Origin of the sequence: Flaviflexus ciconiae (assembly GCF_003971195.1) — a bacterium.
GTDB lineage: Bacteria > Actinomycetota > Actinomycetes > Actinomycetales > Actinomycetaceae > Flaviflexus > Flaviflexus ciconiae.
The window spans coordinates 2,748,414-2,771,159 of the sequence record NZ_CP034593.1 but is presented as its reverse complement, the minus strand read 5'-3'; the positions used below and the strand labels follow the sequence as shown (position 1 = coordinate 2,771,159).

The 22,746-nt window shown below is 60.1% G+C and carries 32 protein-coding genes and 1 pseudogene; 16 read left to right on the top strand and 17 right to left on the bottom strand.

Annotated elements, in window-relative coordinates; all coding sequences use genetic code 11:
* Nucleotides 1–273 precede the first annotated feature (273 nt).
* Nucleotides 274–405 (bottom strand): hypothetical protein, encoded by a 132-nt coding sequence (locus EJ997_RS13845; protein ID WP_265936828.1) that lies wholly within the window; start codon nucleotides 403–405, stop codon nucleotides 274–276.
* 55 nt (nucleotides 406–460) lie between these two features.
* Between EJ997_RS13845 and EJ997_RS12480 the strand changes: the two genes are divergently transcribed.
* The gene (locus EJ997_RS12480; RefSeq protein WP_126704828.1) at nucleotides 461–1,123 is read left to right on the top strand and encodes a PIG-L deacetylase family protein; all 663 of its coding nucleotides are present in this window, start codon (nucleotides 461–463) and stop codon (nucleotides 1,121–1,123) included.
* Nucleotides 1,124–1,128: 5 nt separating this feature from the next.
* Here the strand turns inward: EJ997_RS12480 and EJ997_RS12475 are convergent, their stop codons facing one another.
* From EJ997_RS12475 to EJ997_RS12460, 4 genes are all read right to left on the bottom strand, one after another.
* Entirely contained in the window at nucleotides 1,129–1,611 is a 483-nt protein-coding gene (locus EJ997_RS12475; protein ID WP_126704827.1) for a DUF3253 domain-containing protein, read from the bottom strand.
* 80 nt (nucleotides 1,612–1,691) lie between these two features.
* Nucleotides 1,692–2,462 carry a heliorhodopsin HeR gene (gene heR, locus EJ997_RS12470; RefSeq protein ID WP_206501691.1) on the bottom strand — a complete coding sequence of 257 codons (771 nt, stop codon included), beginning with the start codon at nucleotides 2,460–2,462 and terminating at the stop codon, nucleotides 1,692–1,694.
* 107 nt (nucleotides 2,463–2,569) lie between these two features.
* A complete protein-coding gene (locus tag EJ997_RS12465) occupies nucleotides 2,570–3,100 on the bottom strand; it encodes a DUF421 domain-containing protein (RefSeq protein ID WP_126704826.1) in 531 nt (176 codons plus the stop codon).
* 121 nt (nucleotides 3,101–3,221) lie between these two features.
* Nucleotides 3,222–3,575, bottom strand: coding sequence for a VOC family protein (locus EJ997_RS12460; protein ID WP_126704825.1), 354 nt, complete (start codon nucleotides 3,573–3,575; stop codon nucleotides 3,222–3,224).
* A 221-nt stretch (nucleotides 3,576–3,796) separates the two neighbouring features.
* On the opposite strand from EJ997_RS12460, the gene EJ997_RS12455 reads away from it, so the two are divergent.
* A complete protein-coding gene (locus EJ997_RS12455; RefSeq protein ID WP_206501689.1) occupies nucleotides 3,797–4,036 on the top strand; it encodes an FAD-dependent oxidoreductase in 240 nt (79 codons plus the stop codon).
* Here EJ997_RS12455 and EJ997_RS12450 read toward each other — a convergent pair.
* Nucleotides 4,005–4,427 (bottom strand): annotated as a pseudogene (locus tag EJ997_RS12450) (transposase); the annotation flags it as partial. The gene EJ997_RS12455 and the pseudogene EJ997_RS12450 sit on opposite strands and share 32 nt — an antisense overlap.
* A 273-nt stretch (nucleotides 4,428–4,700) precedes the next feature.
* Between EJ997_RS12450 and EJ997_RS12445 the strand changes: the two are divergent.
* Nucleotides 4,701–4,961 carry a hypothetical protein gene (locus EJ997_RS12445; RefSeq protein ID WP_206501687.1) on the top strand — a complete coding sequence of 87 codons (261 nt, stop codon included), beginning with the start codon at nucleotides 4,701–4,703 and terminating at the stop codon, nucleotides 4,959–4,961.
* Nucleotides 4,962–5,086: 125 nt separating this feature from the next.
* Here EJ997_RS12445 and EJ997_RS12440 read toward each other — a convergent pair whose 3' ends face one another.
* From EJ997_RS12440 to EJ997_RS12420, 5 genes are all read right to left on the bottom strand, one after another.
* The gene (locus EJ997_RS12440) at nucleotides 5,087–5,335 is read right to left on the bottom strand and encodes a type II toxin-antitoxin system PemK/MazF family toxin (RefSeq protein ID WP_265936827.1); all 249 of its coding nucleotides are present in this window, start codon (nucleotides 5,333–5,335) and stop codon (nucleotides 5,087–5,089) included.
* Between the two features lie 99 nt (nucleotides 5,336–5,434).
* A complete protein-coding gene (locus EJ997_RS12435; protein ID WP_126704823.1) occupies nucleotides 5,435–5,665 on the bottom strand; it encodes a ribbon-helix-helix protein in 231 nt (76 codons plus the stop codon).
* A 325-nt stretch (nucleotides 5,666–5,990) separates the two neighbouring features.
* A complete protein-coding gene (locus EJ997_RS13655; protein WP_126704822.1) occupies nucleotides 5,991–6,089 on the bottom strand; it encodes a type II toxin-antitoxin system RelE family toxin in 99 nt (32 codons plus the stop codon).
* A 168-nt stretch (nucleotides 6,090–6,257) separates the two neighbouring features.
* The gene (locus EJ997_RS12425; RefSeq protein ID WP_126704821.1) at nucleotides 6,258–6,503 is read right to left on the bottom strand and encodes a type II toxin-antitoxin system Phd/YefM family antitoxin; all 246 of its coding nucleotides are present in this window, start codon (nucleotides 6,501–6,503) and stop codon (nucleotides 6,258–6,260) included.
* A 179-nt stretch (nucleotides 6,504–6,682) separates the two neighbouring features.
* A complete protein-coding gene (locus tag EJ997_RS12420; protein ID WP_164720012.1) occupies nucleotides 6,683–7,261 on the bottom strand; it encodes a sensor histidine kinase in 579 nt (192 codons plus the stop codon).
* Between the two features lie 9 nt (nucleotides 7,262–7,270).
* On the opposite strand from EJ997_RS12420, the gene EJ997_RS13015 reads away from it, so the two are divergent.
* The 3 genes from EJ997_RS13015 to EJ997_RS12415 all read left to right on the top strand — a co-directional run bounded on the left by EJ997_RS13015 (nucleotide 7,271) and on the right by EJ997_RS12415 (nucleotide 8,623).
* Complete coding sequence (locus EJ997_RS13015; protein ID WP_164720010.1) at nucleotides 7,271–7,495, top strand: hypothetical protein; 225 nt, start codon at nucleotides 7,271–7,273, stop codon at nucleotides 7,493–7,495.
* A 15-nt stretch (nucleotides 7,496–7,510) separates the two neighbouring features.
* Nucleotides 7,511–7,636: a hypothetical protein gene (locus EJ997_RS13840; protein ID WP_265936826.1), complete on the top strand. Its 126-nt coding sequence runs from the start codon at nucleotides 7,511–7,513 to the stop codon at nucleotides 7,634–7,636.
* A 444-nt stretch (nucleotides 7,637–8,080) separates the two neighbouring features.
* Nucleotides 8,081–8,623 carry a DUF488 domain-containing protein gene (locus EJ997_RS12415; protein WP_126704819.1) on the top strand — a complete coding sequence of 181 codons (543 nt, stop codon included), beginning with the start codon at nucleotides 8,081–8,083 and terminating at the stop codon, nucleotides 8,621–8,623.
* Nucleotides 8,624–8,950: 327 nt separating this feature from the next.
* On the opposite strand, the gene EJ997_RS12410 is transcribed toward EJ997_RS12415, so the two are convergent.
* Nucleotides 8,951–9,358, bottom strand: coding sequence for a hypothetical protein (locus EJ997_RS12410; RefSeq protein WP_126704818.1), 408 nt, complete (start codon nucleotides 9,356–9,358; stop codon nucleotides 8,951–8,953).
* 227 nt (nucleotides 9,359–9,585) lie between these two features.
* On the opposite strand from EJ997_RS12410, the gene EJ997_RS12405 reads away from it, so the two are divergent.
* The 3 genes from EJ997_RS12405 to EJ997_RS12395 all read left to right on the top strand — a co-directional run bounded on the left by EJ997_RS12405 (nucleotide 9,586) and on the right by EJ997_RS12395 (nucleotide 11,386).
* Nucleotides 9,586–9,855, top strand: a complete 270-nt coding sequence (locus EJ997_RS12405; RefSeq protein ID WP_126704817.1) for a hypothetical protein — start codon at nucleotides 9,586–9,588, stop codon at nucleotides 9,853–9,855.
* 104 nt (nucleotides 9,856–9,959) lie between these two features.
* Entirely contained in the window at nucleotides 9,960–10,517 is a 558-nt protein-coding gene (locus tag EJ997_RS12400) for a winged helix-turn-helix domain-containing protein (protein WP_013161556.1), read from the top strand.
* Nucleotides 10,514–11,386: a M23 family metallopeptidase gene (locus tag EJ997_RS12395; RefSeq protein WP_123575316.1), complete on the top strand. Its 873-nt coding sequence runs from the start codon at nucleotides 10,514–10,516 to the stop codon at nucleotides 11,384–11,386. Before EJ997_RS12400 ends, EJ997_RS12395 begins: the two co-directional genes overlap by 4 nt.
* Nucleotides 11,387–11,491: 105 nt before the next feature.
* Here the strand turns inward: EJ997_RS12395 and EJ997_RS12390 are convergent, their stop codons facing one another.
* The 3 genes from EJ997_RS12390 to EJ997_RS12380 form a co-directional block, all read right to left on the bottom strand.
* Entirely contained in the window at nucleotides 11,492–12,010 is a 519-nt protein-coding gene (locus EJ997_RS12390) for a hypothetical protein (protein WP_013161559.1), read from the bottom strand.
* A 34-nt stretch (nucleotides 12,011–12,044) separates the two neighbouring features.
* Entirely contained in the window at nucleotides 12,045–13,124 is a 1,080-nt protein-coding gene (gene ychF / locus EJ997_RS12385) for a redox-regulated ATPase YchF (protein WP_126704816.1), read from the bottom strand.
* A 131-nt stretch (nucleotides 13,125–13,255) separates the two neighbouring features.
* Complete coding sequence (locus EJ997_RS12380; protein WP_126704815.1) at nucleotides 13,256–14,227, bottom strand: hypothetical protein; 972 nt, start codon at nucleotides 14,225–14,227, stop codon at nucleotides 13,256–13,258.
* 142 nt (nucleotides 14,228–14,369) lie between these two features.
* Here EJ997_RS12380 and EJ997_RS12375 point away from each other — a divergent pair, with 142 nt between their 5' ends.
* Nucleotides 14,370–15,578, top strand: coding sequence for a DNA recombination protein RmuC (locus EJ997_RS12375; RefSeq protein ID WP_126704814.1), 1,209 nt, complete (start codon nucleotides 14,370–14,372; stop codon nucleotides 15,576–15,578).
* Between the two features lie 183 nt (nucleotides 15,579–15,761).
* On the opposite strand, the gene EJ997_RS12370 is transcribed toward EJ997_RS12375, so the two are convergent.
* Nucleotides 15,762–16,799, bottom strand: coding sequence for a 4-hydroxy-3-methylbut-2-enyl diphosphate reductase (locus EJ997_RS12370; protein WP_228201650.1), 1,038 nt, complete (start codon nucleotides 16,797–16,799; stop codon nucleotides 15,762–15,764).
* A 238-nt stretch (nucleotides 16,800–17,037) separates the two neighbouring features.
* Here EJ997_RS12370 and EJ997_RS13650 point away from each other — a divergent pair, with 238 nt between their 5' ends.
* The 4 genes from EJ997_RS13650 to EJ997_RS12355 are packed head-to-tail and all read left to right on the top strand — an operon-like array spanning nucleotide 17,038 to nucleotide 19,487.
* On the top strand, nucleotides 17,038–17,598 hold the full coding sequence (locus EJ997_RS13650) for an exodeoxyribonuclease VII large subunit (protein ID WP_228201514.1): 561 nt from the start codon (nucleotides 17,038–17,040) through the stop codon (nucleotides 17,596–17,598).
* A complete protein-coding gene (gene xseA, locus EJ997_RS13645) occupies nucleotides 17,487–18,302 on the top strand; it encodes an exodeoxyribonuclease VII large subunit (RefSeq protein ID WP_228201649.1) in 816 nt (271 codons plus the stop codon). Before EJ997_RS13650 ends, xseA begins: the two co-directional genes overlap by 112 nt.
* Entirely contained in the window at nucleotides 18,283–18,534 is a 252-nt protein-coding gene (locus EJ997_RS12360) for an exodeoxyribonuclease VII small subunit (RefSeq protein ID WP_126704813.1), read from the top strand. Before xseA ends, EJ997_RS12360 begins: the two co-directional genes overlap by 20 nt.
* Nucleotides 18,531–19,487: a PfkB family carbohydrate kinase gene (locus tag EJ997_RS12355; RefSeq protein ID WP_126704812.1), complete on the top strand. Its 957-nt coding sequence runs from the start codon at nucleotides 18,531–18,533 to the stop codon at nucleotides 19,485–19,487. The genes EJ997_RS12360 and EJ997_RS12355 overlap by 4 nt, the downstream gene beginning before the upstream one ends.
* Before the next feature lie 275 nt (nucleotides 19,488–19,762).
* Here EJ997_RS12355 and EJ997_RS12350 read toward each other — a convergent pair whose 3' ends face one another.
* Nucleotides 19,763–20,566 carry an isoprenyl transferase gene (locus EJ997_RS12350; protein WP_126704811.1) on the bottom strand — a complete coding sequence of 268 codons (804 nt, stop codon included), beginning with the start codon at nucleotides 20,564–20,566 and terminating at the stop codon, nucleotides 19,763–19,765.
* Nucleotides 20,567–20,601: 35 nt separating this feature from the next.
* Between EJ997_RS12350 and trhA the strand changes: the two genes are divergently transcribed.
* Complete coding sequence (gene trhA, locus EJ997_RS12345) at nucleotides 20,602–21,315, top strand: PAQR family membrane homeostasis protein TrhA (RefSeq protein ID WP_126704810.1); 714 nt, start codon at nucleotides 20,602–20,604, stop codon at nucleotides 21,313–21,315.
* Between the two features lie 221 nt (nucleotides 21,316–21,536).
* The gene (locus EJ997_RS12340) at nucleotides 21,537–22,724 is read left to right on the top strand and encodes a PPK2 family polyphosphate kinase (protein WP_126704809.1); all 1,188 of its coding nucleotides are present in this window, start codon (nucleotides 21,537–21,539) and stop codon (nucleotides 22,722–22,724) included.
* Nucleotides 22,725–22,746: the final 22 nt, after the last annotated feature.

The following is a 22,746-nucleotide window of genomic DNA, read 5'->3' as shown; positions in this document are numbered from 1 at the left end:
GGAGGATGCTCCGCAGCAAGCGCTGAACGACAGCATCTGCGACGCTTCGCCGCTGCTCGGGACATTTCCCTTCTCGGCCATTCACCGCAGGCGATCAGCGAAGTCGGCCACCGCATCGACTCCGCCGTGCTAATACGCCGCCCAATCGCGTCCCGCATCCCTTTCAATCGCCGTGTCGAGCCCTTTACGCCACCGTGCGGCCACAGCGTGCACAGCAACATCGGCGTTCGAATCGCCCGCTATCGCACGTTCGACTTCTCGCAGCCCTGCCCATCAGCGTTCCGCATACTTGATCCCGGGAACAGACGTCCCCGCCTTCGTCATCGCACAGACCGCTGAGCCGCCGCTGAGACGCATCATCTGCTCTGCAGCCTCGGCGATCATGCCCACCAGATCGGCCGACACGGCGAATTCAGAATTCTCCGCGCATTCACGGTACCCCTGGGGGTATATTGGGTGCATGGCCACTTCACCACGTCTGCCCGATTGGAAGAGCGTCCTCGTTGTTGTTGCACACCCTGACGATGAGTCGTTCGGACTTGGAGCGATCATCGATGCTTTCGCGCAGAATGGCGCGGAGGTCGACGTGCTGTGCTTCACCCAGGGAGAAGCCTCAACGCTGGGCGCAGCGCCGAACCTCGCTGAGATTCGGGCCGACGAGCTCCATGCTGCGGCGCAAGAGATCGGCGCCGCGTCAACGAGGCTGCTCGACCTGCCCGACGGCGGACTGGGCGCCTGGGACTTCGAAGATCTGAGAACAAGGGTCGAAGACGCCGCACGAGGCACTGATGCGGATGGCATGCTCGTCTTCGATCTCACCGGCATTACCGCTCACCCCGACCACATCGCAGCCTCCGAGGCGGCCGTGGCTGCAGCAGACGAGCTTGATCTTCCTGTACTGGCGTGGACGCTGTCGAACAACGTCGCCCAGGCTCTGATGGAAGAGACGGGAGCACCCTTCGCTGGATGCGAGACGGTCGGAGACCTCGTCCTCACGGTCGACCGCTCTGCACAGCGCCGCGCCATCGCTCACCACGCCTCGCAAGCCGTTCCCGGCAGTGTCCTCTGGCGCCGGCTGGAGCTCCAGGGAGACGAGGAGCATCTCGTCTGGCTCAGGCGGTGATCCGTTCAGCTCTCCTTGGGCTCTGGCGTCGTTGCGCCGCCTCTGGCCACTGGCTTTTGAGAGACCGCAAGCCCACCATCGTGCTCTCGCAGGGCCCACTGTTTTCCGACGGCCTCCCGCATGGCGATCTCGACGATATTCTGCCACTGCTCGCCGCCGACGACCTGCGCGACCTCACGCGAGTGGACAGGCTCCCCATCGCGGCCGCTCAGCAAAGCTGACACAGTTGCCACTGCTCGCGAGCGCCTCCCGTCGGCAGTCTGCTCCCACCACGGCTCTCCGCGCTCCCCAAGGGCCGTCTTGGCAGCGTGAACCCGCGCGCGGGCTGACATATCTCCGCCTTTGATGGCTCGACGAGCCCGCATGAGCTCCCGCACCAGCTCATCCTTCAACTCTTCCGGAATGCTCGGATCAGATGCTCGCCACCGCCGCCCTTTGACGACGATGTACCGACCGTCCTCCGTCATCTCCAGCCCCGTTCGCTTCATGGGGGATTAGCCTACGCGGCTGGTCCGCATGGGCATCCCTTCTTCAGGGGCAGCGAACTCGGGCCGGTGTGGCTCAACTGTCAGGCGGCGAGGGTTCCTGCGAAGATCTGCCATGCCAGAGCGGACTTCGCCGTGAGGCTGAGGGTGATGTAGAGGCGCTCTCCCAGGAGGTAGTCGCGGAACTTTCCGACGGGGCGGTATTGAAGCCACTGGACAATCGCGAAGACATTGAAGAAGAGAAAGAGGGAGACGATGATTCCGTAGACGAAGCCGGGAGGCTCTGCTCCCGTGGTCGAGCCCGGGGCGATCGTGTAGATGACGATGCCGATCCAGGGGACGACGCCTGCAAAACATCCGAAGATGAAGGGCAGCCACCCGCCATCGCCCGGCCGATGATAGCGCTCCTGCAGCCAGCCGAAGAGGATCATTGAGGCATTGACACCGAAGATTGCAACGAGGGCAACGACGTCGGAGATACCGACGAGCTGGGCGATGATGACGATCATGAGCGAGGCTGACAGTGCGTACTCGACCCAGCGGAAGTAGTTGTGGCCCTGCGCCAGACCATCTCGGTAGCGCTGGAAGAACGGCGGAATCGACACGATGATGTGAAATAGCGAGGACAGCGCAAGGAACGCAGCGATCGCCATCGGAATTGGCACGTCCCACAACGTGACCGCCTCACCGGGAGGGCTTCCCGGAGGGCCTGCGAGGTAGCTGGCCGTGACCGGCAGCGTGAAGTCAGTTGCGAGTAACACCACGGCAACTGCTTGGGCCGCATGCATGACCGCGGCAATGATGTTGTACCTGCGCAGGCCGGCATACCGGCCTGCATCAATTTCTGTGCTCACGGTTCTCCGATCAGTGGATGTCTAATGCTGTCAAGATACAGGTCCGCCTCGCTCCCGGTCATCGCAACGGTCGCACGCTCCTCGCTTCACTCGACGGAGCGGGCCTGTCAGTCTCGCTCGGTCAGGTCCGTGGCGCCCTCGACATCCGCGAGCGCCCACCGGTCCCCCATGTTGTCAACGGAGATGACGCTCAGCGTTCCGTTCGTCTCGAGGATGACAGCCCCGACCTGGTCGAGTCCGCCGAATCCCTTCATGCGGACCGCCTGTCGGAGCGCCGATTCGCTCAGCCGATGCTCGACGAGCGCCTCGCTAAGGACGTTCCCTTGGTGCACCAGGAGCGCCGAGCGGGACGTGAGGAGCTTGCGAGCCCAGGGCACTCGGGAGCTGACGAAAGCGACGACGAACTGCAGCCCGGCCAAGAGCCCGAAGGCGAGGACGCCCTCGCTGAGCGAGACGTCGGATGACAGCATGATCGTCGCCATGACGGAGCCGAGCGCAACGGTGACGATGAAGTCGAAGGCGTTGAGCTGCGACAGCGTCCTCTTGCCTGTCAGCCGGAGTGCGACGACGACGGCGCCGTAGGTGAGGACGCCGATGATGAGGATGCGGCTGAGATCTGACCAGGAGTCGAAAAACATAGGGAGATCCTTTCATACGCTGCCGACCATCGACACAGTGCGCTACGCTCATGAAGACCTTGACCGCCAGCACGACCGCTCCGGCCTTCACCGGCCGCAGCTGAGCGGACTGGCCGCCGGCTCATTCGTTTGAGAAGACCCCTAGCCGGTTGCCGCTGGGATCGAGGAACTCGAACCTGCGCCCGCCCGGGTAGGCGTAGGGCGGCACTGCGAGGGTTCCGCCGACGTTTTCCACTGCCTCAACAGACGCCTCCAGATCGTTGGAGAAAATGAGGATGAGCGGCCCTCCGTCTCTCGGAGCCGAACCAGCGTCCAGTCCACCGATCTCCCCGTCCCCATCGGACGACCTGATCCCGCAGTACGAGGGGCCGTACTCGTTGAACTCCCATCCGAACGCCGTTTCGTAGAAGTTGCGGGTTTTTGCTAGATCGGTGACGCCGAGCTCGATGTAGGAGATTCTGTGATGTTCGTTCATTTGATGACCTTCCTGCCTGCGCGGCCAGGCTCGTCACGGACAGCGAAGCTGAAAGCTTCCGATCCTCCGGTGAACCTGAAGAATAGCACCGTATATAGTCTGGATCACACCATCATGCGAGGTGCATCGGCCGAGCCGAACCCGCAGCACACGTCGTCAACGGCACCTCCGACCCGGCTCCGCCTTAACCCGACGACTAGCACATCCGAGAGGAGTGCACAGTGACGGACTCCCACCTCATCGTCATCGGCACCGGCACTGCCGGATCCACTGCAGCAACTGCATGCGCGAAGGAGGGATGGCGAGTCGCCATCGTCGACAGCCTGTCCTATGGCGGGACGTGCGTGCTTCGAGGCTGTGACCCGAAGAAGATCCTCCGCCGCGGGGCAGAGATCGTCGACGGGGCGCGCCTCATGCAGGGAAAGGGCATCGACCCGTCATCCCGCCCGCATACAAACTGATGATCATGTCATCAAGCCCGCCCAGCCGCCGGTTGCCTTTGGGCACCAGCCGCGGTGTGAACAACCCATCCCGGTCGCGGGGCACCATGATCTCAAGGTCGCCGACATCTGAGGCTACCGTCTTCGGGTACGAACCATTGCGTACGTTTGTCGTGGTCTTCGCTTCACGATCGCCCGCGGCATAACCCAGATGCGAAGTCATCTCAGCCTGCAGGCCACGCTCGAGAGTTTCCTTGATCAGGGCAGGCACGAGTCCACCATCACCGGTCAGCTCAACCTCACCAGAATCAATCTTCGCGAACAGCTCGTCCAGAGCTCCAGATACCTTGAGCCGATCAACGATCTCTTCAGCCCGTCTCGGGTTTGGTTGCGTATCAGTCACAGTCACCATCATGTCCTTTCATCGGTGACCCGTACACAATCTATTTGACACCCCCTCAAGATCCATGGAATATCAACAAAAGATCGAGATGCTGGGAACCGCTCCACAACCACCCCAGGCCATGCACACCCAGGTCACAACCTCCCAGCCAAAGAGCTCTATAGCGCCTCACGCAGATCGAGCTGTCTCCGCGCTTACGGACTTGATGCAGGTCAATGACTCCTATGGGAGGAGCTCATATTCTCAGAGTGTTTAACAGCCCCAACGATAATGGAGATAGAAATGCCTGCCCTTGACGAAGCAACCAAGCTTGCACCACTTATTGAGCGCGTTCACGGCGCGAACCACCCCGAGCTCACACGGGTCCGTGAACTAACCGAAGCCATTGCAGGCGCCGAGAGCCCCTCCGACAAAGACGCCTTCTTTGCGGAGCTTCGCACGGTCACCAACAATTACACGGTTCCCGCCGATGGTTGCGAGGCATACCAGGGCACGTACGCCTCACTCAAGGCAGCCGACCAAGAAAACACGAGAGCTCTCTAGTTTCGGCCGCTAGCAATACTGGCGCCTACCTGGCGGTCAAACACCAGGTAGGCGCCATCTTCTTAACTGGCAATCCAGCACAATCAGCAAGCAGTTCAGGCTTTATCGAACCGCCTCCACATTTCTTACCGTGAGAACTGTGGCAACGCAGTGAAGTCACGTAGCCACATGTCAACCTCTCGCATCACCGCGACATCGATCATCACGGCAACACCTGTCAGTCGTTCCCGAGCAATGGTCCGCGGCTGCTCCGTCATGGCATACATATCGCTGGGCAGTTTCAGATCCTTCCCAGCGAGCTTCACGTGGTTCGGCCACCCTCGGTCACGCGTCGTGCACGGAAGAGTGACGGCAAGGGTGTCTGTCTGCTTCACATAGAGCTCGCTCGCAACCACGAGGACGGGCCGGCGACCAGGTTGCTCTCTCCCCGACCCGGATCGAGATCCACCCAGGCAACCGTGCCTTGGCGAAGTTCAGTTTTCATCTGCCGCAAGCTCTAAGGCAATGTCCCATGCCGAAAACTCATCCCAGTACTCAGCGTCGGCACCTTTAAACGCTTGCCCAAATGCTTCCATGCGGCAATTCCGTTCATATGCATCAAGCAGCTTCTCAATAAGGCTTGCGGCAGTCAGACCCCGCTCTTTAGCATCACGATTGATGCGATCCCTCAGCTCCGTTGAGACTTTGATGGTTGTCATACTCATGCACTCGAGCATGCCAAGTCGTATACCGCCATTGTGACGACGAGCCCTCAATCGCCACACATGAGAAGTATCGGCACTCGACACGTTTCCCAGCACGGGGCTCGCAGTCTCCAGCGAGCCCCTAGGATCCGCAGTGAAGCAGTTCAATAGTTCCAGCCGGTCACGAGACCTCAGGGACCAGACAAAATTGTGCAACGTTTCCAAACAAGGCTCACCTGAATAATCCACCTCGATCAACTGGGCGCAATAAAACCCCGAACGCAATGCTCGACAGAGCGCATTGTTATGGCCGTGCCGCCTAGCAACACAACCTCGCGCATCTCCTCTAGCGGTAGACTTCGCGACGGTGTCCAACTCGAAGAACTAGCACCACCAACTCTCCATCGTTCAGCACGTAGATCACTCGGTAGTCCCCCACGCGCATTCACAGTTCACCGTTGCCACCCTTGAGTTGAATACATCCAGGAGGCCGCGGTTCCTCAGCGAGCTTTCCGATGGCCACCAGCAACCGCCTGGCAACATTCCGGTCCAGTTTACGAATCGTCTTAGCGGCCGACGGAGCGTAGATAATCTCGTACGGCATTGTTAAATGTCAGTCGTCAAGGCTCCGAAGAAGTTCTTCGTGCGAGATCCGACCCTCTTCGCGCCGCGCTTGCGCAGCAGCCTCTATATCTGCCTGGTCCTCAAGTGCCCGCACAGCACGATCATAAAAGTCGGGAGAGACCACCACGGCGCGACGACCCGCACCACGAGAAGTAATCTCAATGGGTTCACGCTGGGCCGCTGCAATATAGTCGCTTTGGCGGTTACGAAACTGGGAGAGGGTCACGGAAGTCATGCCACCATTGCACAACTTGTACTAGTTGCTCACAAGAGTCTTCTCTACTCGTGCGTCATCTGACGACTACATATCGCACTGGGCTCCACCCAACATAAGAACTCGGCATGGCAACGGCTTCAGAACGTCATACTGGTATGTCATTGTCATGAACCATATAGATCAGGTATGCACGGCATCTACTCGCTTCCCACTTCTTCGTTCGGGTCTTCTACGTAGGGAAGGCTGATGGCGACTGTTACGCCCGGCCCTGGCTGATTGTTACGGATTTCGATCTGGCCTCGCATGGCAGCAACGATGTTCTTTGCGACTGCCAGTCCCAGTCCTCCTGAGGGGTGGGGGTCGTTGGAAGTCCTCCCAAATCTTTTTTGTACGACAGAGAAGTCTTCTTCGGGGATTCCCCGGCCGCGGTCGATGACCTCGAGTGCCACCCGTCGTTCATGACCATCGCTGTGGAAGGCGGTCCGTACTGTGATGACGTTGTTTTCCGCCGGCTCGTCCGGGGCATGCAGCACAGCATCAACAGCATTTTCAATGATTTCATCAACGGCTTGTCGCAGGCGTGCCTGGTCAACCACGACATGGGCGTCTTTGGGTGAAGCGTCAAGTTCGATGACGACGGGAAGCTCGCGTTCTTCCATGCGTTCGCGCCAGTCGATGACAGCATCGTGGGCGATCATGGTGGAGTCCATTGCCACACCCTGCCCGATGTAGTCACCCCGGCTCACCCGGGCAATCACCGCAAGGTTGTCGACCATGTCGCGCAGATGCTGGATTTCGCCAAGGAGCTTCCCACTATCGCCCTTGGACCACTCACCGGTCTGTCCTGGTCCCTCGAGCCCACCTTGGATCATGGCAAGGGGTGTGCGGAGAGCGAACGTGATGTCTTCGTTGAAGCGTTTCTCGTCGTCGAGTTTCTCATCGGCTTTGTCGAGGAGCTTGTTGGCGCTCTTCGCGAGCGCCTCGTACTCTTCCGTTCCTTCTTCAGGTAGCCGTAGGTTCGGTGAATGCAGGGCTTTGTTTGCTTCTTCGGCGAACCGGGTCGTGTGCCCAAGGATGCGGCCGGATGCCCAGTAGGCGACAACACCAACGGCGATGAGTACCGCTACCGCGATGGCGAGCAGGACAAGTAGCTCTGTGTTGAGCCGATCTTCAGCATCCCGGTGGAAGTAGACAAGTGCAATGGCACCGGTTTCATCGGGGTGGGCTACCTCAATGGAATACCAGCTGTACTTGCCGTGGACCGGGTCAACAGCCTCACCTGATGTACCCGGGGTCCTAATCCTCTGTTTCGTGCTCTCGTCTAGTTCGGCGTAGCTCGGCGCCTTCCCCCGTTACCTTGTTGACAGGTTCTGATTGGCGGGTGTTGATTGGGACTGTCGGTCAGCCGCCCTGGCATGGTGTCTTGCCCCTGTCTATTTAATGATCCGGGGGGTGTTGCCACCAGGGTCGGTTGGCAGCATGTGATCGCTTATTAGGGACTCGGCACCCCCCGTTCTACCGGTCCGACCACCTGCCGATGCACGATACCCGGACGCCGATGCGGGTGTACCCGCTTGGCGCGTAGCATTGGCGACATGCGCATTTTCACCGTGGGCCACTCCAACCTCGAGTTCGAGGACTTCGCTGAAATGATGAAGGCTGCCGGTGTGGCATCCATCGTGGATGTGCGCAAGCTGCCCGGGTCCAGGAAGTACCCGTGGTTCAACAGCGACCACCTTGCCGAACACCTTCCTACATGTGGCATCACTTACAGCAGAAGCGAGGGCCTCACCGGGCGGCGCAACGTGTCCCACTCGGTGCCGTTTGAAGTTAACGGCAACTGGCGTAACCGCAGTTTCCACAATTACGCCGACCATGCGCTGGGCGAGGAGTTCTCGGACGCGCTCTCGCAGCTACGGGTGAACGCCGCCGAAACCCCCACCGCGATCATGTGCTCCGAGGCGGTGTGGTGGCGTTGCCACCGGCGTATCATCGCCGACCATCTCATCGCCCACGGTGACGAGGTTGGCCACATCATGGGCTTGGGGGCAGCCGGGGCGAAGGTGAGCGAGGCAACGCTCAACGACGGCGCAGTCATCGGCAACGATCTCCTCGTGAGCTACCCCGAGCGGGGCTAGCGCGTACACCAGAGGCCAGGGGTGCGGAAACTCGGACTACGCCTCAGTCAGCCACGGCATCCTCCTCGACCTGACCTCAGGCGCGACCTACGCCTTGTATTCATGAAGCGCCCGCCCCTTATGAGCAGCAGCATCGGAGGCACACCAGCGGATAGCACGCTCAAACGAGTTTTAGGTTAGGAAAACTGAACCGCTCAACCTAAGAAGACTACCGGGAACCCCAGTAGTGCCCCAAAGCGTCGAATCGAAAAACGTGCTACCGACTTGCCACGGACCTAGACGTTGAACTTGAAGTCCACCACGTCGCCGCAGATACCAACCGCATCGCTAACGAATCGAACGTTCTTCGTGCTCTGGCGTGATGATCATGCGCTCGTGGGTCACAGTCGCCCCGAGCATCTTGCCGCGCCTATCGAGGAAAATAACATCGACATCTCCCAGCTCCGTCCACTGCTTTTTGCTCGCAGTTTCTGGGAAGAAACAACCAAGCCTTTCGATCGCGAGAATTATGTCACGATTGTAGTCGTAGCTGCGTTTGACCACGGTCGGACGAGCCCTCCCATAGTAGCCGTTTCCAGGCCCCACACCGATCGTTCTAACCGAATCGAGGTGCGGCAGTAGTTCAAGTAACGGGTGCTCCTTGTCTCCATCATTGAAGACGAACTCGATGCACGCGGTTTTGGGTCGCATCGAATGCAACCATGCCGTTTGTTCAGCGAACGAAAGAGTGGCCATCACCCCAAACTAGCAAAAAAGCGGGCTGGATCCGGCACCGAAGCACCGCACCCAACCCGCTCATCGAATCAGCCTCACTGGAAGTCAATTCGAAACGCGACTAGACGTTGAAGCGGAACTCCACCGCGTTCCGATGGATAGAACCATCTGGGTGCACATCGGCGCGACGGGACCAATGAACGGGCAAGCGCAGCTGGGTCTAGGCCACTAGGTTGAGGCTCGGGTTCATGAGGGGCTCGCAATCGATGGGCCAACCGACCCAGGAAGGCCCGCCGGCGGCGTCGGTAGGTCCGCTCGATCCAGGTGATGATCGCGGTTCGCAGCTCTTCACGAGTTTCCCCGCCGCCCGCAAGGCCGACCCGACAGACCCCCTGTGGATCACCGCCATGACCCAGGCCAGCAATGCGCGGGAGCGAAATCCCGGTCAAGCACTGCCTACGAGAACGTCCTCGCCCTTCATGCCCGCCCTGGGGCGCAGAGGGACCTTCGCACGTTGAAGCGGACTCCACCGAAATCCGTCACCCAGAGGTCGCCTACTCGCCCCCGCGGCAGGTCCGTAGTGCGATTTTACAGTATTCCGTAATTCTGGAACTATGTATCCATGACGACACCGGACGCACCTGACTCACTGGCCAGTCGAGTAGCTGCACTCGAGAAGCGGATGGTCGCGGTCGAGGCACACGCCACCCCCGCCGCTGGTGACACTGGAAATACGAACGGCGCGCAAGGCAGTTCACCAAGCACACAAGATCACCTCTGGGCCCTTCGCGGCCTGAAGCAGTACGAGGATGACAGCGAGGGCGGCACCGTCATGCTCGTGGGCTCCGTCGAGCTTCCGGGCAGCGGCCCCGTCTCCTGGCAGATCGGAGCGCACGCCGACGAGCTCCTTTCCGACGAGTGGGACACGGTCACTGCTGTGCTGGACGCACTGGCGCACCCCATCCGCCTGCGCATCCTCAAAGAGGTGCTCACCGGGGAGAACAGCACCGCACGCGAACTTGCAGAACTGGAGTCCATGGGGTCGACCGGGCAGGTGTATCACCACCTTCGCGCCCTCACCTCGGCCGGGTGGTTGAGGCCGGGCTCCGGGGGCAGACACACGGTGCCGGCCGAACGAGTCGTCCCCCTGCTCACCACCCTTCTGGGGGCGCGCCGATGATGCGCATGCTCAAGGCGGCTTCCCCCTGGCTCCTTCGAGCCTTCGTCCTGCTCGTGGCGCTGAGCTTCGTCATCGAGGTCCCCGTGTGGCTCGTGTTCGCGCCGCTGGGCCTGGCGATCGCAGTCCCTTCTCCACGTGCAGACGACGAGTCTCCCCAGACCATGCATGCTCCCGTGACGGGCCGCTGGGTCGCCATCAACAGCCCGGCGACGAAGGTCCCCAGCCACGGCGTTCGCACGCTCGGTCAGGCATTCGCAGTCGACATCCTGCAGGCATCAGACTCTCCCCGCGAAAGCGCCCCCGGCTGGCAATGGAGACAGGCCGAGCCCCAGGAGTTCCCAAGCTTCGGGGAGCCTGTCCTGGCAGCGGGCTCCGGCACCGTGATCGCTGCCCATGACGGCAAGCGTGACCATCGCGCCCGGAACACCTGGCCCGGCCTGATCTACATGATGTCGCTCGAGGCCTTCGGTCGAGAGTTGGCCGGGCACCGCTCCATCATCGGCAATCACGTGATCCTCGACCATAGCGACGGCACGTTCAGCATGTACGCCCACCTCAAGCACGGATCTGCAGCCGTGTGCGTCGGGCAGAAAGTCCGGGCCGGCGATGTCCTGGGAGCGGTCGGGAACACCGGGAATACCAGCGAACCCCATCTCCACTTCCAGCTGATGGACCGGCCCCAAGCGGCCATGGCCGCCGGCCTGCCGTTCCGGTGGTCCCCGCTCACGATCGAGCCGGATCCCGATCCCCACTGGGCTCCGAAGAAACCTGTCGCAGAGACGGTCGAGGGTCTCCCCGCGACAGGGCAGATCTTCCGCACCCCGGAGTCCGGCGTCATGCCCCAACCCAAGCGCGAGGCCAGTTGTTGACGCGAACACTCCCCCATGCCGCCCGACCAGCTCGCGCCCAACAGCTCTGACCAGCTCTTCTACAAATTGAATCTCCATTCGACCTCATTGCGTTGGGAATAGGCGTCACAGATCGATCGCAACGAAGCCTGGGTCACGCCGCCACTGAGGCCCGGTCGGAGCTGGCGGACGTTGCCTCGCGAGCAGCCGCTCCCCCACGGCGCGGAGTGTCTCGTCATAGGACGCCGCTTGGAAGGTGAATTCCAAGGGGTCCCCGATGGCGTCGTACGGCTCATCACTGAGGCTGTCATCCCATCCGAACTCGCTCCATCGCACCACTGACCCGGATCGTTCGATGTTGACCGTCAGCGCCCCACAGCCCAGGTCGCCGCACTCGCGACACACGTACAGCTCCACCCGGCCACCAGGAAGACTGTCCTGTAGCCCTAGGGACAAGGACGCTATCCAGCCAATCCCGGCTTCCAGATCCCATCCAGACCGCAACGGAGTGGAAGTCCACCCCAGCAAATCTTCACCGATCGAAGCGCGCAGGGATGAGCCGTTCACGACGAGGTCGAGATACTGGGAACGAGGCCGATTCCCGTCCAGCGGCAGCGTCGACTCGACGAAGTTCAGATGGTCCACGAGACAACGATAGGCATCTGAAATCCCTAGTCAACTAATTATTGAAGCGGAATTCCACCACGTCGCCGTCTTGCATAACGTATTCCTTGCCCTCCATGCGGACCTTACCTGCGGCCTTGGCTTCCTGCATGGATCCGAGCTCGACGAGATCGTCGTAGGACACGATTTCGGCCTTGATGAAGCCTCGTTCGAAGTCGGTGTGGATAACGCCTGCGGCCTGGGGAGCGGTCCAGCCCTTCTTGATCGTCCAGGCCCTGGTCTCTTTCTCGCCTGCCGTCAGGTAGGTCTGAAGGCCAAGGGTTTCGAAGCCGACGCGGGCCAGCTTGTCGAGACCGGCTTCTTCCTGGCCGGTTTCTTCGAGCATTTCTGCTGCTTCCTCTTCGGAAAGTTCAACAAGCTCGGACTCGAACTTCGCATCGAGGAAGATCGCTTCGGCGGGGGCAACCAGATCGCTGAGATCCTTCTGCATCTTCTCATCAGCCAGACCTTCATCGTCGGTGTTGAAGACGTAAATGAAGGGCTTGGCTGTCATGAGCTGGAAGCTTTTGATAATTTCGGGATCAAAACGGTCCATAACCGAGTTGATGGTCTTGCCCTCTTCAAGAACCTTGAGGGCCTCCTGGGCGGTGTCCAGGTGTTCCTTCGGGGTCTTCTTGCCCTTAACTTCTTTGTCGAGGCGAGGGATCTGCTTCTCCAGCGTCTGCATGTCCGCAAGCAGGAGCTCGGTCGTGATGGTCTCGATGTCGGAGGCCGGATCGACCTTGCCATCGACGTGAGTGACATCGGGGTCGGAGAAGGCGCGGGTCACCTGGCAGATAGCATCCGCTTCGCGAATGTTTGCGAGGAACTGGTTGCCGAGTCCTTCACCTTCGGATGCTCCGCGGACGATGCCGGCAATGTCAACGAAGGAGACGGTGGCAGGAATGATCTTACGAGCATTGAAGATCTCGGAAAGAACATTGAGTCGCGGGTCCGGGAGCGGAACGACTCCCACGTTGGGCTCGATCGTCGCGAACGGGTAGTTCGCCGCGAGAACGGTCGCGCGAGTCAGCGCGTTGAACAGGGTCGACTTGCCGACATTAGGGAGACCGGCGATTCCAATTGTTAGTGCCACGGTTGACCATTCTAGTAGATGAGACGCTTCCTCACCGTAGCGGTCCCGTCACACATCCCACAGTCGTAGCCAAAGCAGGACCTTCCGGCGACCCAGCCCGTTACTTGCTCCGAGCTACGACCGGTGTTTGTCTAAGACCTGTCATGTGGATAGTGCTGGGTACCTTGCGGGGGATGGTCGTTCGCAGTGTGTTCCTGACCCGGGTGGCGCTGACCTGGGCTCCCCTGCGCAGTTTGCTCGTGAACACCGAATCGAGGGTCTGCATTCGGATCGTACCGGTGGTAGTTGAGTGCCGCCTGACTGTTCGGGACAACCTGGTAGGAGGCAACGTGGCTGTACGGGATCGTTGTGCTCGTGCCGGTCATCAGTGCTTTGAGGCGACCTATTCCCCAGAGAACGTAGCCTGCGATAAGGAAACCGGCAAGGAGCATGAGGACCGTCTGGAGGAAATCGGAGCTGGCGGGTTTGAGGAAGTTGTACATGGGGCCACCGCCACCTTCGCGTTCAGCATCCCACCAGTAGACAGCGAGGTAGGGAAGGATAAGCGCGGCCCACAGGAACGGAGTGGCCGGATGAAGTTTCTCTTGGTTCCGGCCCAGAAACACCCAGTCGATGGCGACCAGGATGGGAACAAGGAGATGCGCAAAGAGCCCTCGAAGATCCGGGTAGGTGCCATCAAGTAGGGCCGCGAAGATGATGCCGGTCATGACGGACATGAGAACCGCGAGGCCCCGGAACCACCCGTAGTTGCCCTCGGTCTTTCTTCTCAAGGAGCCCGGCAAGATAACCCTTAGAACCGACAGCCCGTAGGCAAGGGCAACGATCACCACCGAGAATGTGGTGAAGTAGATGGCCTGATCAAACGCGGATTCCCACGAGCCTCCCCCACGGTTGTAGGCATTGTGCACCATCGCGTAGGCAGACCACCCCGCCATGCCAGCAATGACGATCCGCAGGATCAGCGTCATGCCAAAGATCGGAGGCGAGGTCGCAACATGGATTGAATCGAACTCGGAAACCGGCGCAGCAAGCGTAACGGGCCGGTCTTCCTGACCAAACGAGGGGACGTCCCTCGGGTCCTGATGGGTATTGCTGTACGACATGCTTCTTCCTTCCCGCCTGCCAGCGTACCCACCTTGACGCCATACAACCCAGCGAATTTACTCTGCACCACCGCACTAACGGCGCGCTCCTTTCGGAGTTTTGCTCGCGGTTCTGCCCGGTGGCTTTGGCACAGTTGGGTGCATGGAGATCTCGGTTCCCCTTCTACTTGTTCTGATCCTCGTCGTTCTCGCGCTCGGGGTTGGGCTTGGCTACCTTATTGGCGCTGCCCGTACATCCTCGCGTTCAGCCGATGATCGGGTGACGATTGCCCAGCTCACCGCACGTGCCGAGCGGCTCGAGGAGGAGAACAACGGCCTGATTGACAGGGCGGGCCGCGACCAGAACCTTCTCCAGGCCTTCTCCCCTATCTCTGCACGGCTGGCCGACATGTCAACCAAGGTGGGGCAACTTGAGAAAGCTCAGGTTGCTGCTGCAAGTAGGCTTGGCCAGCAACTCAGCACAACCAGCGAGGCCTCCAAAGATCTGCTCAACGTCACCTCATCACTCCGGAGCGCTCTGACATCGACGAGCGCACGCGGCGTGTGGGGTGAGGCCGAGCTCGAGCGGATCGTCTCCTCAGCCGGGATGCTCCCGCACGTCCACTTTGATACACAGGCCTCTATCGAATCTAACGGCACCCGCCGGCGTCCCGACATGCTGATCTATCTCCCGGGCGATGGCACGATTGCGGTCGACGCGAAGGTACCCCTTAGCGCTTACCTCAGGGCAGCGGAGCTTTCCGACGATGATCCTGCGGAACGCGAGGAACGCAAACGACTACTCCAGGATCATGCGAAGGCGGTTCGTGCCCACGTTCTTGCTCTTTCCAAGCGGGACTACCCCAGCCAGTTTGAGCATTCCCCAAAGATTACGATCATGTTTATGCCTACCGAGTCGCTACTATCGGAAGCGGTTCATGCGAATCCGAATCTTTTGGATGAGGCGGCACGTCTTGGCATTGCACTCACCTCACCCTCGTCGCTCCTGGCACTGCTACGTTCTGTCGCCGCCACCTGGTCATCATCTCGGGTGACCGAGGAAGCTTCCGAGGTTCTCGCTCTCGGGAAGGACCTCGTGAACCGGCTCGGTGACCTGAGCAAGCACCTGAGTACGCTCGGCACAAACCTTTCCCGAACGGTCACCGCCTACAACCGGTCTATCGGCACACTTGAGAGTAGGCTTCTGGTCACGGCACGGAACTTCGAGTCGCTCCCCTCCGACCATCTCGAGGTTTCGCAGCTCGATAAGGACTCCGATCAGATCAGGTTAATCACCCGCAGTGAACTCCTTGGTGACGATGACCTCGGTGATGATCGGCACGAGCCGTTCGACCACCGTGCGGGTGCCTGAGCCAGTGCAAAGTATCGAGCCCTCAACCTTTGAATGCAGAGGCTAGAAGGCGCTCAATCATGTGCTCAGCACAGCACCGAGCCCCGCGTCGATCTACGATCTGTGCGTGGTTCACCAGCGCCTTGGCAAAACACTGGACCCGTGCCCGATGACGTGCTCGGGTACTGACCCCGGGCAGGGTCGCTATTTGCGGCGGGCGGGACGCGGCTTCTTGGGCCGGTCCACTTCGTAGCCCGCGGCCTTGAGATCGGCACGCAGGTTCTTCGGCAACGTGAAGAAGACGTCCTCGGTTGCGGTCTTGAAAGTCTCAACATCGGTGAAGCCATTCTCAGCGAGCAGTTCGAGAACCTCGCGGACGAGGATCTCGGGAACTGAAGCACCCGACGTGAGGCCAACGTTGGAGGCGCCTTCCAGCCAGGCGAGGTCAACCTGCTCGGCCTTGTCGACGCGGTAGGCGGCACCGGCTCCGGCTTCGAGGGCTACCTCGACGAGACGAACGGAGTTTGAGGAGTTGGCGGAGCCAACGACGATGACAACATCGGCATTGGGGCTGAGTTCCTTGACGGCTCCCTGCCGGTTCTGGGTTGCGTAGCAAATGTCATCCGACGGCGGGTCCTGGAGGTTCGGGAATTTCTTGCGAAGCAGGTTCACCGTCTCCATCGTCTCGTCGACAGACAATGTGGTCTGGGACAGCCAGATCACCCTGTCTGGATCTCTCACCTCAACAGCGTCGACATCTTCCGGCCCGTTGACAACCTGGATGTGGTCGGGAGCCTCTCCCTGCGTACCTTCAACTTCTTCGTGGCCGTCGTGGCCGATCAGGAGAATGTCATAGTCGGAGTTCGCAAAACGGACCGCTTCCTTGTGAACCTTGGTGACCAGCGGGCACGTGGCATCGATCGTGTCGAGCTGACGCACGGCCGCTTCGGCGTGTACGGCTGGCGAGACACCGTGGGCCGAGAAGACGACGCGCGCACCTTCGGGCACCTCATCGGTTTCCGTTACGAAGATCGCACCGCGCTTGCTCAGAGTTTCGACAACAAACTTGTTGTGGACGATCTCCTTGCGCACATAGACCGGGGCCCCGTACAGCTCGAGTGCCTTCTCGACAGCGTCAACCGCTCTGTCAACACCGGCGCAATATCCACGTGGGGCAGCAAGCAGAACCTTCTTGCCCTCCGCATTGGGCGTCGAGGGAACATCGCCGGGGAATGCGGAGATCCCGGCAAGCGACGTTGGATTAGTGGAGGTGCTCACCCATCCAGGGTACGCGAGCATGTGACCTTCGGCCATGATCTTCGCCATGGTCCGAAATCCGCTCAATTGTCCGAATCCGCACATTAATCAGTGTTATTCCAGAATTTCTCTTTTCACTCCTGTCCGACTTTGTCGTCTTTTGGTTACGTGGCCTGGGACCAAATTTGAATATCTCCCTGTTTGACATGGGAAACTACTAGTTATGAGCTCGCAGGTTGTCATTCCATCTGACTTGCCGCAGCTGGCTGCCGAAACCACTGCAGACCGGCCGTGGCCTCTTGCCCTGCTCTCAGCCAAAATTTCCGAGTACGTTGCCCGGATGTCTGCCATGTGGGTGGAGGGCGAAGTCCTCCAGTACACGCCACGTGGATCGTCCCGCGTGCAGTTCTTTACGCTCCGTGACCTTGAAGAGCAGGTCTCTGTTAACTGCAAGGCGTGGACGAACGTTGTTCCCGACGAGTTCGCGGAAGGCTCCCGGGTTGTTTTGCGGGTGAAGCCCGACTACTGGGTTGGCAACGGCTCCCTGTCCCTGCAGGTCGCAGAGATCCGGTTCGCCGGGGTCGGTGATCTCCTTGCGAGGCTCGAAGCGCTCCGGAAGAAGCTGGCGAGCGAGGGTCTGTTCTCTCCGACAAGAAGCTTCCGCTCCCGTTCCTGCCCAGGCGTATCGGGCTTATTTGTGGGTCAAACGCAAAGGCGAAGGACGACGTCATCGTCAACGCTCAGGCACGGTGGCCCGAAGTCGACTTTGAGATCCGCGAGGTAAAGGTCCAGGGCCCATCGAGCCCTGGGCAGGTCAGGGAAGCACTGACTGAGCTCGATGCTATGGAAGGCGTTGACGTTATTGTCATTGCCCGCGGCGGCGGGTCCGTTGAGGACCTCATGCCGTTCTCCGATGAGGGGCTGGTGCGCGCCGTTGTCGCTGCCCGCACTCCCGTTGTCACGGCAATCGGTCACGAGGGTGACCGTCCCATCGTTGACGATGCTGCAGACTATCGAGCATCCACCCCGACGGATGCCGCGAAAAGGATCGTTCCCGACGTTGCGGAGGAACGGAAGATCCTCCAGGAAGGTCTGCGTCGCGGCCGCATGGCAATCGATAGGCAACTGTCCACTGCGCAGTCCGAACTGGAATCAATCATGACCCGCCCGGTTCTTGCGAATCCGCAATCAATCATTGAGACGCGGGAAGATGAGCTCAACCGTGCCGCCGAACGGCTGACGGAACTCATGGATAGGAAGATTACCGATGCCGCCACGGCGCTCGACGCGCTACGCAGGCACCTTCGGTCTCTGTCACCACAGTCCATTCTCGACCGCGGATATGCGGTCCTGCGCACCCCGGACGCGGTGGTGCGCGATACCGAAAGTGTTGAGACGGGCGACCGGCTCGAGGCTCTGTTGGCCTCGGGTCGTCTCGGTCTCGAAGTCATAGCGAAAAGGAGCGGTGATGACCGAGAAGAAGTCTAATGAGGACGTTGCTGGACTGAGCTATGAGGATGCTCGCCAGCAGCTCATTGAGATCGTGACGCGGCTCGAACAGGGAACCGGTTCGCTCGAGGAATCGATTACGGCCTGGGAGCGGGGCGAGGCCCTCGCCAGACGCTGCCAGCAGTGGCTTGATGGGGCGCGGGCGCGCCTTCAGGCCGCTCAGGTTGGTAAGAGCGTCCCGGCTGACTCAGCAGAGGAAGATGAGGAATGACGTGCTTGGTTGTTGGCGAATCTCTCGTCGACGTTTTCACAACTGAGGAAGGGGTTGTTGAACTCCCCGGCGGTGCACCGTACAACGTGGCCCGCGGGCTCGGCATGCTTGGCCGAAGGGCCTATCTGGCAACCGATCTCGGTAGCGGCGACCGCGCCGAATTGCTTGCATCCACTCTCGCAGCATCAAAGACGAAACTGTGGCCCGGAAGCAGAAGCACAAACCCAACATCCGTTGCCTACCCCACGATCGCGGAGGATGGCTCCCCCACCTACGAATTCGATCTGCACTTCACCCCGCCCACGCCGCCCCAGGGCGGCACGGAGGAAGCAGCGGAGCTCGTCAAGGTCTCACCCAACATCCTCCACACCGGCTCGCTCGCAGTTCATCTTGCGCCCGAAGCCATCAAGGCTTGGATCAACGCGCTGTCGGCGGTCTCCACGATCTCGTATGACCCGAACTACCGCGAATCCATGGGCCCCCACGACGAGGTTCTTACGCGTACCGAAGAGTTCATTGGACTGTCCGACGTTGTCAAGGCTTCCCGGGCTGACATTACCGGCCTGTATCCGGGACTCTCCGAGCAGGCGGTGATCACAAAATGGCTGAATATGGGCCCCCAGCTTGTTGCCATCACCGGCGGTAAGGATGGAGCCATTCTCGCTACCGAGAACCTCCGGATCAGATCTTCTGCCTCGAGGGTTAAGGCCGTGGACAAGGTTGGGGCAGGCGATGCTTTCATGTCGGCCCTTATCGATGCTCTGGGTCGGACCAGCATGCTCGGAGCGGGCTCAGCCGAATCCAGGCGGTTGCTGTCAGAACGCCAGCTCAAGACAATTGCGGGCTATGCGAACGCCGGTGGCGCTATCGCTGTCAGCCGCCGCGGAGCTGTCGCACCAACGCGGGACGAGCTTCTCGACTTCGTCTCGTCCTACTCGATCGTCGACGTCTAGGGCCCTCCCGGATAGCTCCGGTCTACCTTCTCAGCCTTTCCCCGCCTCGGTTCATCTCTGCCCGGCGGGGAAAGCTATTAGAGCGGCGCCGGTACAGAGTTACTCATAGCCTGAGTGACGAGTCATCAGCTGCCGGGCAGGCAGGAACGCGGCGCCCGGTCACGGAGCTAACGACCGCGAGCGCAGTCCCCCCGCTAATACGACGGGCTACTGGTCACGTCATGTCGGTGGTTATTGACCGCCGTATATGGTGCTATTCACCGCCGCGTACGGGGTTACTTGCCGCGTCTGCGGTCGCGTGCTTCGTAGTCGCGAAGTGCACGGAGGAAGTCTGTCCTGCGGAAATCCGGCCAGTAGGCTTCGCAGAAGTAATATTCGGAGTGGACGGTTTGCCAGGGCATGAAGCCCGATAGACGCTGTTCGCCGGATGTTCTGATGACCAGGTCGGGGTCGGGCTGTCCACGGGTGTAGAGGTGTGCTTCGATCTCCTCATCGGAGACGGCGGCAGCGATCTGTTCAGGTTCGAGGCCTTCCTCGGCTTTCGTGAGGATGAATTCCCTGACGGCTTCGGTGATCTCACTCCTCCCGCCATACCCCACCGCAACATTGACGAGGGCACCATTGCTGTCGGTCGTTGATTCGATTGCGGTGACGAGACGCTCCTGGTGTTCCTCACTCAGGACCTTGAGGTCACCCACGTGGTGTAGTCTCCAGTGGCCGACGTGCGCGAGAGACTCGACGGTGGAGACGATGATCTCAACAAGGTCATCGATTTCTTTGGCATCTCGCTTCATGTTTTCCGTTGACAGGAGCCAGAGGGTGACGAGTTCGATCCCTGCCTCGTCGCACCAGCTGAGGAATTCGCTGATCTTGTCGGCACCCTTGCGGTGGCCGTGCGCAGCGGACGCACCAATGGTTTTTGCCCAGCGGCGATTGCCGTCAAGAATCACGCCGACGTGGCGAGGCAGCCGGTTCCGTTCAAGCGAATGGGACACCCTCTGTTCGTAGACAGAATAGAGAATGTCTTTAATTGAGTCCTTAACTGACACCTGTGCCGGCTCCCTTCGGAAACTATTCATAGGTTACCGTGCCTTCATGAGGTTAGGCTTAGGTTATGACGTCGGTTGATCACGTACCCCCTCACGAGCCCGAGACATCTTCGGAGCGGCCCAGCTACCGGGAGTTACGCCAGCAGTCCGGTAAGCCGGCTGCCCGCGGTGTTCTTCACCTCGTTGCCACACCCCTTGCTGTTGCCTTCTGCGTTGTCCTCATTGTGTTTGCGGAGTCCGCCGCCGAAGTTATCGGTGCCGTGGTATTCCTCATTGCCTCACTCGTCCTGTTCGGGTTCTCCGCCCTCTATCACCTGGGCAACTGGTCCCCAAAGGCCCTGGCGATCCTGCGGAAGATCGACCACGCCAACATCTTTGTTCTGATCGCCGGAACCTATACGCCGATTACGATCTCGCTTCTCGAAGGGAGCTCCCTCGTTACCTGCCTGAGCCTCGTGTGGGGTGGAGCCATCATTGGCTCGATCATGCACATGTCGTGGGTGGACTTCCCCCGCTGGCTCTACGTGCTTCTCTACATTGCCGTGGGCTGGGTGGCGATCTGGTACCTGCCGGAGATTTGGCAGGCAGGGACCCCCGCAATCGTTCTTCTTATCATTGCTGGCGGTGTCGTCTACACGGTCGGTGCCGTCTTCTATGCGACCAAGTGGCCGAACCCGTGGCCACGCCACTTTGGTTTCCACGAGTTCTTCCACCTGTGCACGGTGCTTGCCTACGCGTGCCATGCTGTTGCCATTGCCCTCGCATACGCCGTCTCCTAACGAATAATCAGCGCGCACGCGCTGCCACATACTCTGTCCCGCCGGCTAGCTCCTTGTCGGCGGGACAGGTTTTTCTCTACCAAGCACCCCACGTCTCAACGCCGAACACTGCTCGGTTCTCTACGCCAGTGGCTCCTTGTCATGCCGCGAGCTCTCCCTTGCGCTTACTCGTCCGATAGACTCGGAAAATCCTAATTATGTCCCACATCACGGAGGATGACATGAGTAAGAAGCTTTGGGAAACCGCACCCCATCTGGCACTGCGAGCGGGTGCCAACTTTGATCTTGCTGGTCTTGACCGGTCAAGCACGCCCGGGTTCGACGGCGACAAGGATGATGGGAAGGACCGCATGGAGGAGCGCGCGGAGCTGCTCAACGAACTCCAGGAGCGGCTCTTTGCGGCCGGCAAGCATGGCGCCAAAGAATCCGTTCTTCTTGTGATCCAGGGCCTCGACACCGCCGGGAAGGGCGGAATTGTTCGCCACGTCATGGGCATGGTTGACCCGCAGGGTGTCGCCATGGCGTCGTTTGGAGTACCCACCAAAGAAGAGCTCTCCCACCATTACCTGTGGCGGGTCCGAAGGGAACTACCCGAGCCCGGCAAAATCGGTGTCTTCGACCGTTCGCACTACGAGGATGTTCTCGTGGCTCGTGTCGACGAGCTCGTTGAGGAAGAAGTGTGGCGCAAGCGTTACGACGAGATCAACAGGTTCGAGCAGAAAATTGTCGACTCTGGAACAACAATCATCAAGGTTGCCCTCATGTGCTCCAAGGAAGAGCAGGCTGGCCGGATACTTGAGCGGATCGAACGTCCCGACAAGAGGTGGAAGCACAATCCTGGCGACCTTGATACTCGCGCAGAGTGGGACGACTATCAGGAGGCCTACCAGGACGTTTTCCGCCTGACCTCCACCGACTACGCCCCCTGGTACGTTGTTCCGGCCGACAAGAAATGGTACTCACGCGTCGCCGTCACGGAGCTTCTCACGCAGGCCCTTATCGACATTGATCCGCAGTGGCCCAAGCCCCGCTGGCACGTCGATGTTCAAAAGCGGCGTCTCTTTGAAACCGTTGACCCGGACATCGTTGACGAGCTCGAGCAGGCCGTTGCCGAACAGGTGGCGGATGCCGAAGATGATCACGGCGACTACCTGAAGACCAAGGAGAAGGTCGCGGAGCTCGCCACTGTCGATGATGGCGATAGGGCACCGACGGTGGAAGAATCCGAGGAAGACGAGGCGCTCAGTAACGTCCGCACGATGGCTGCCGCATCCACCGGTGTCGGCAAAGGCGCCAAGGATCAAGACAAGGACAACAAGTCCAAGAAGTCCAAGAAAGACAAGAAGTCCAAAAAGTCGAAGAAGGATAAGAAGTCGAAAAAGAAGAAGGGTAAAGGCGCCAAGAACTAGCTGACTCGGGTTTATCTGCAAC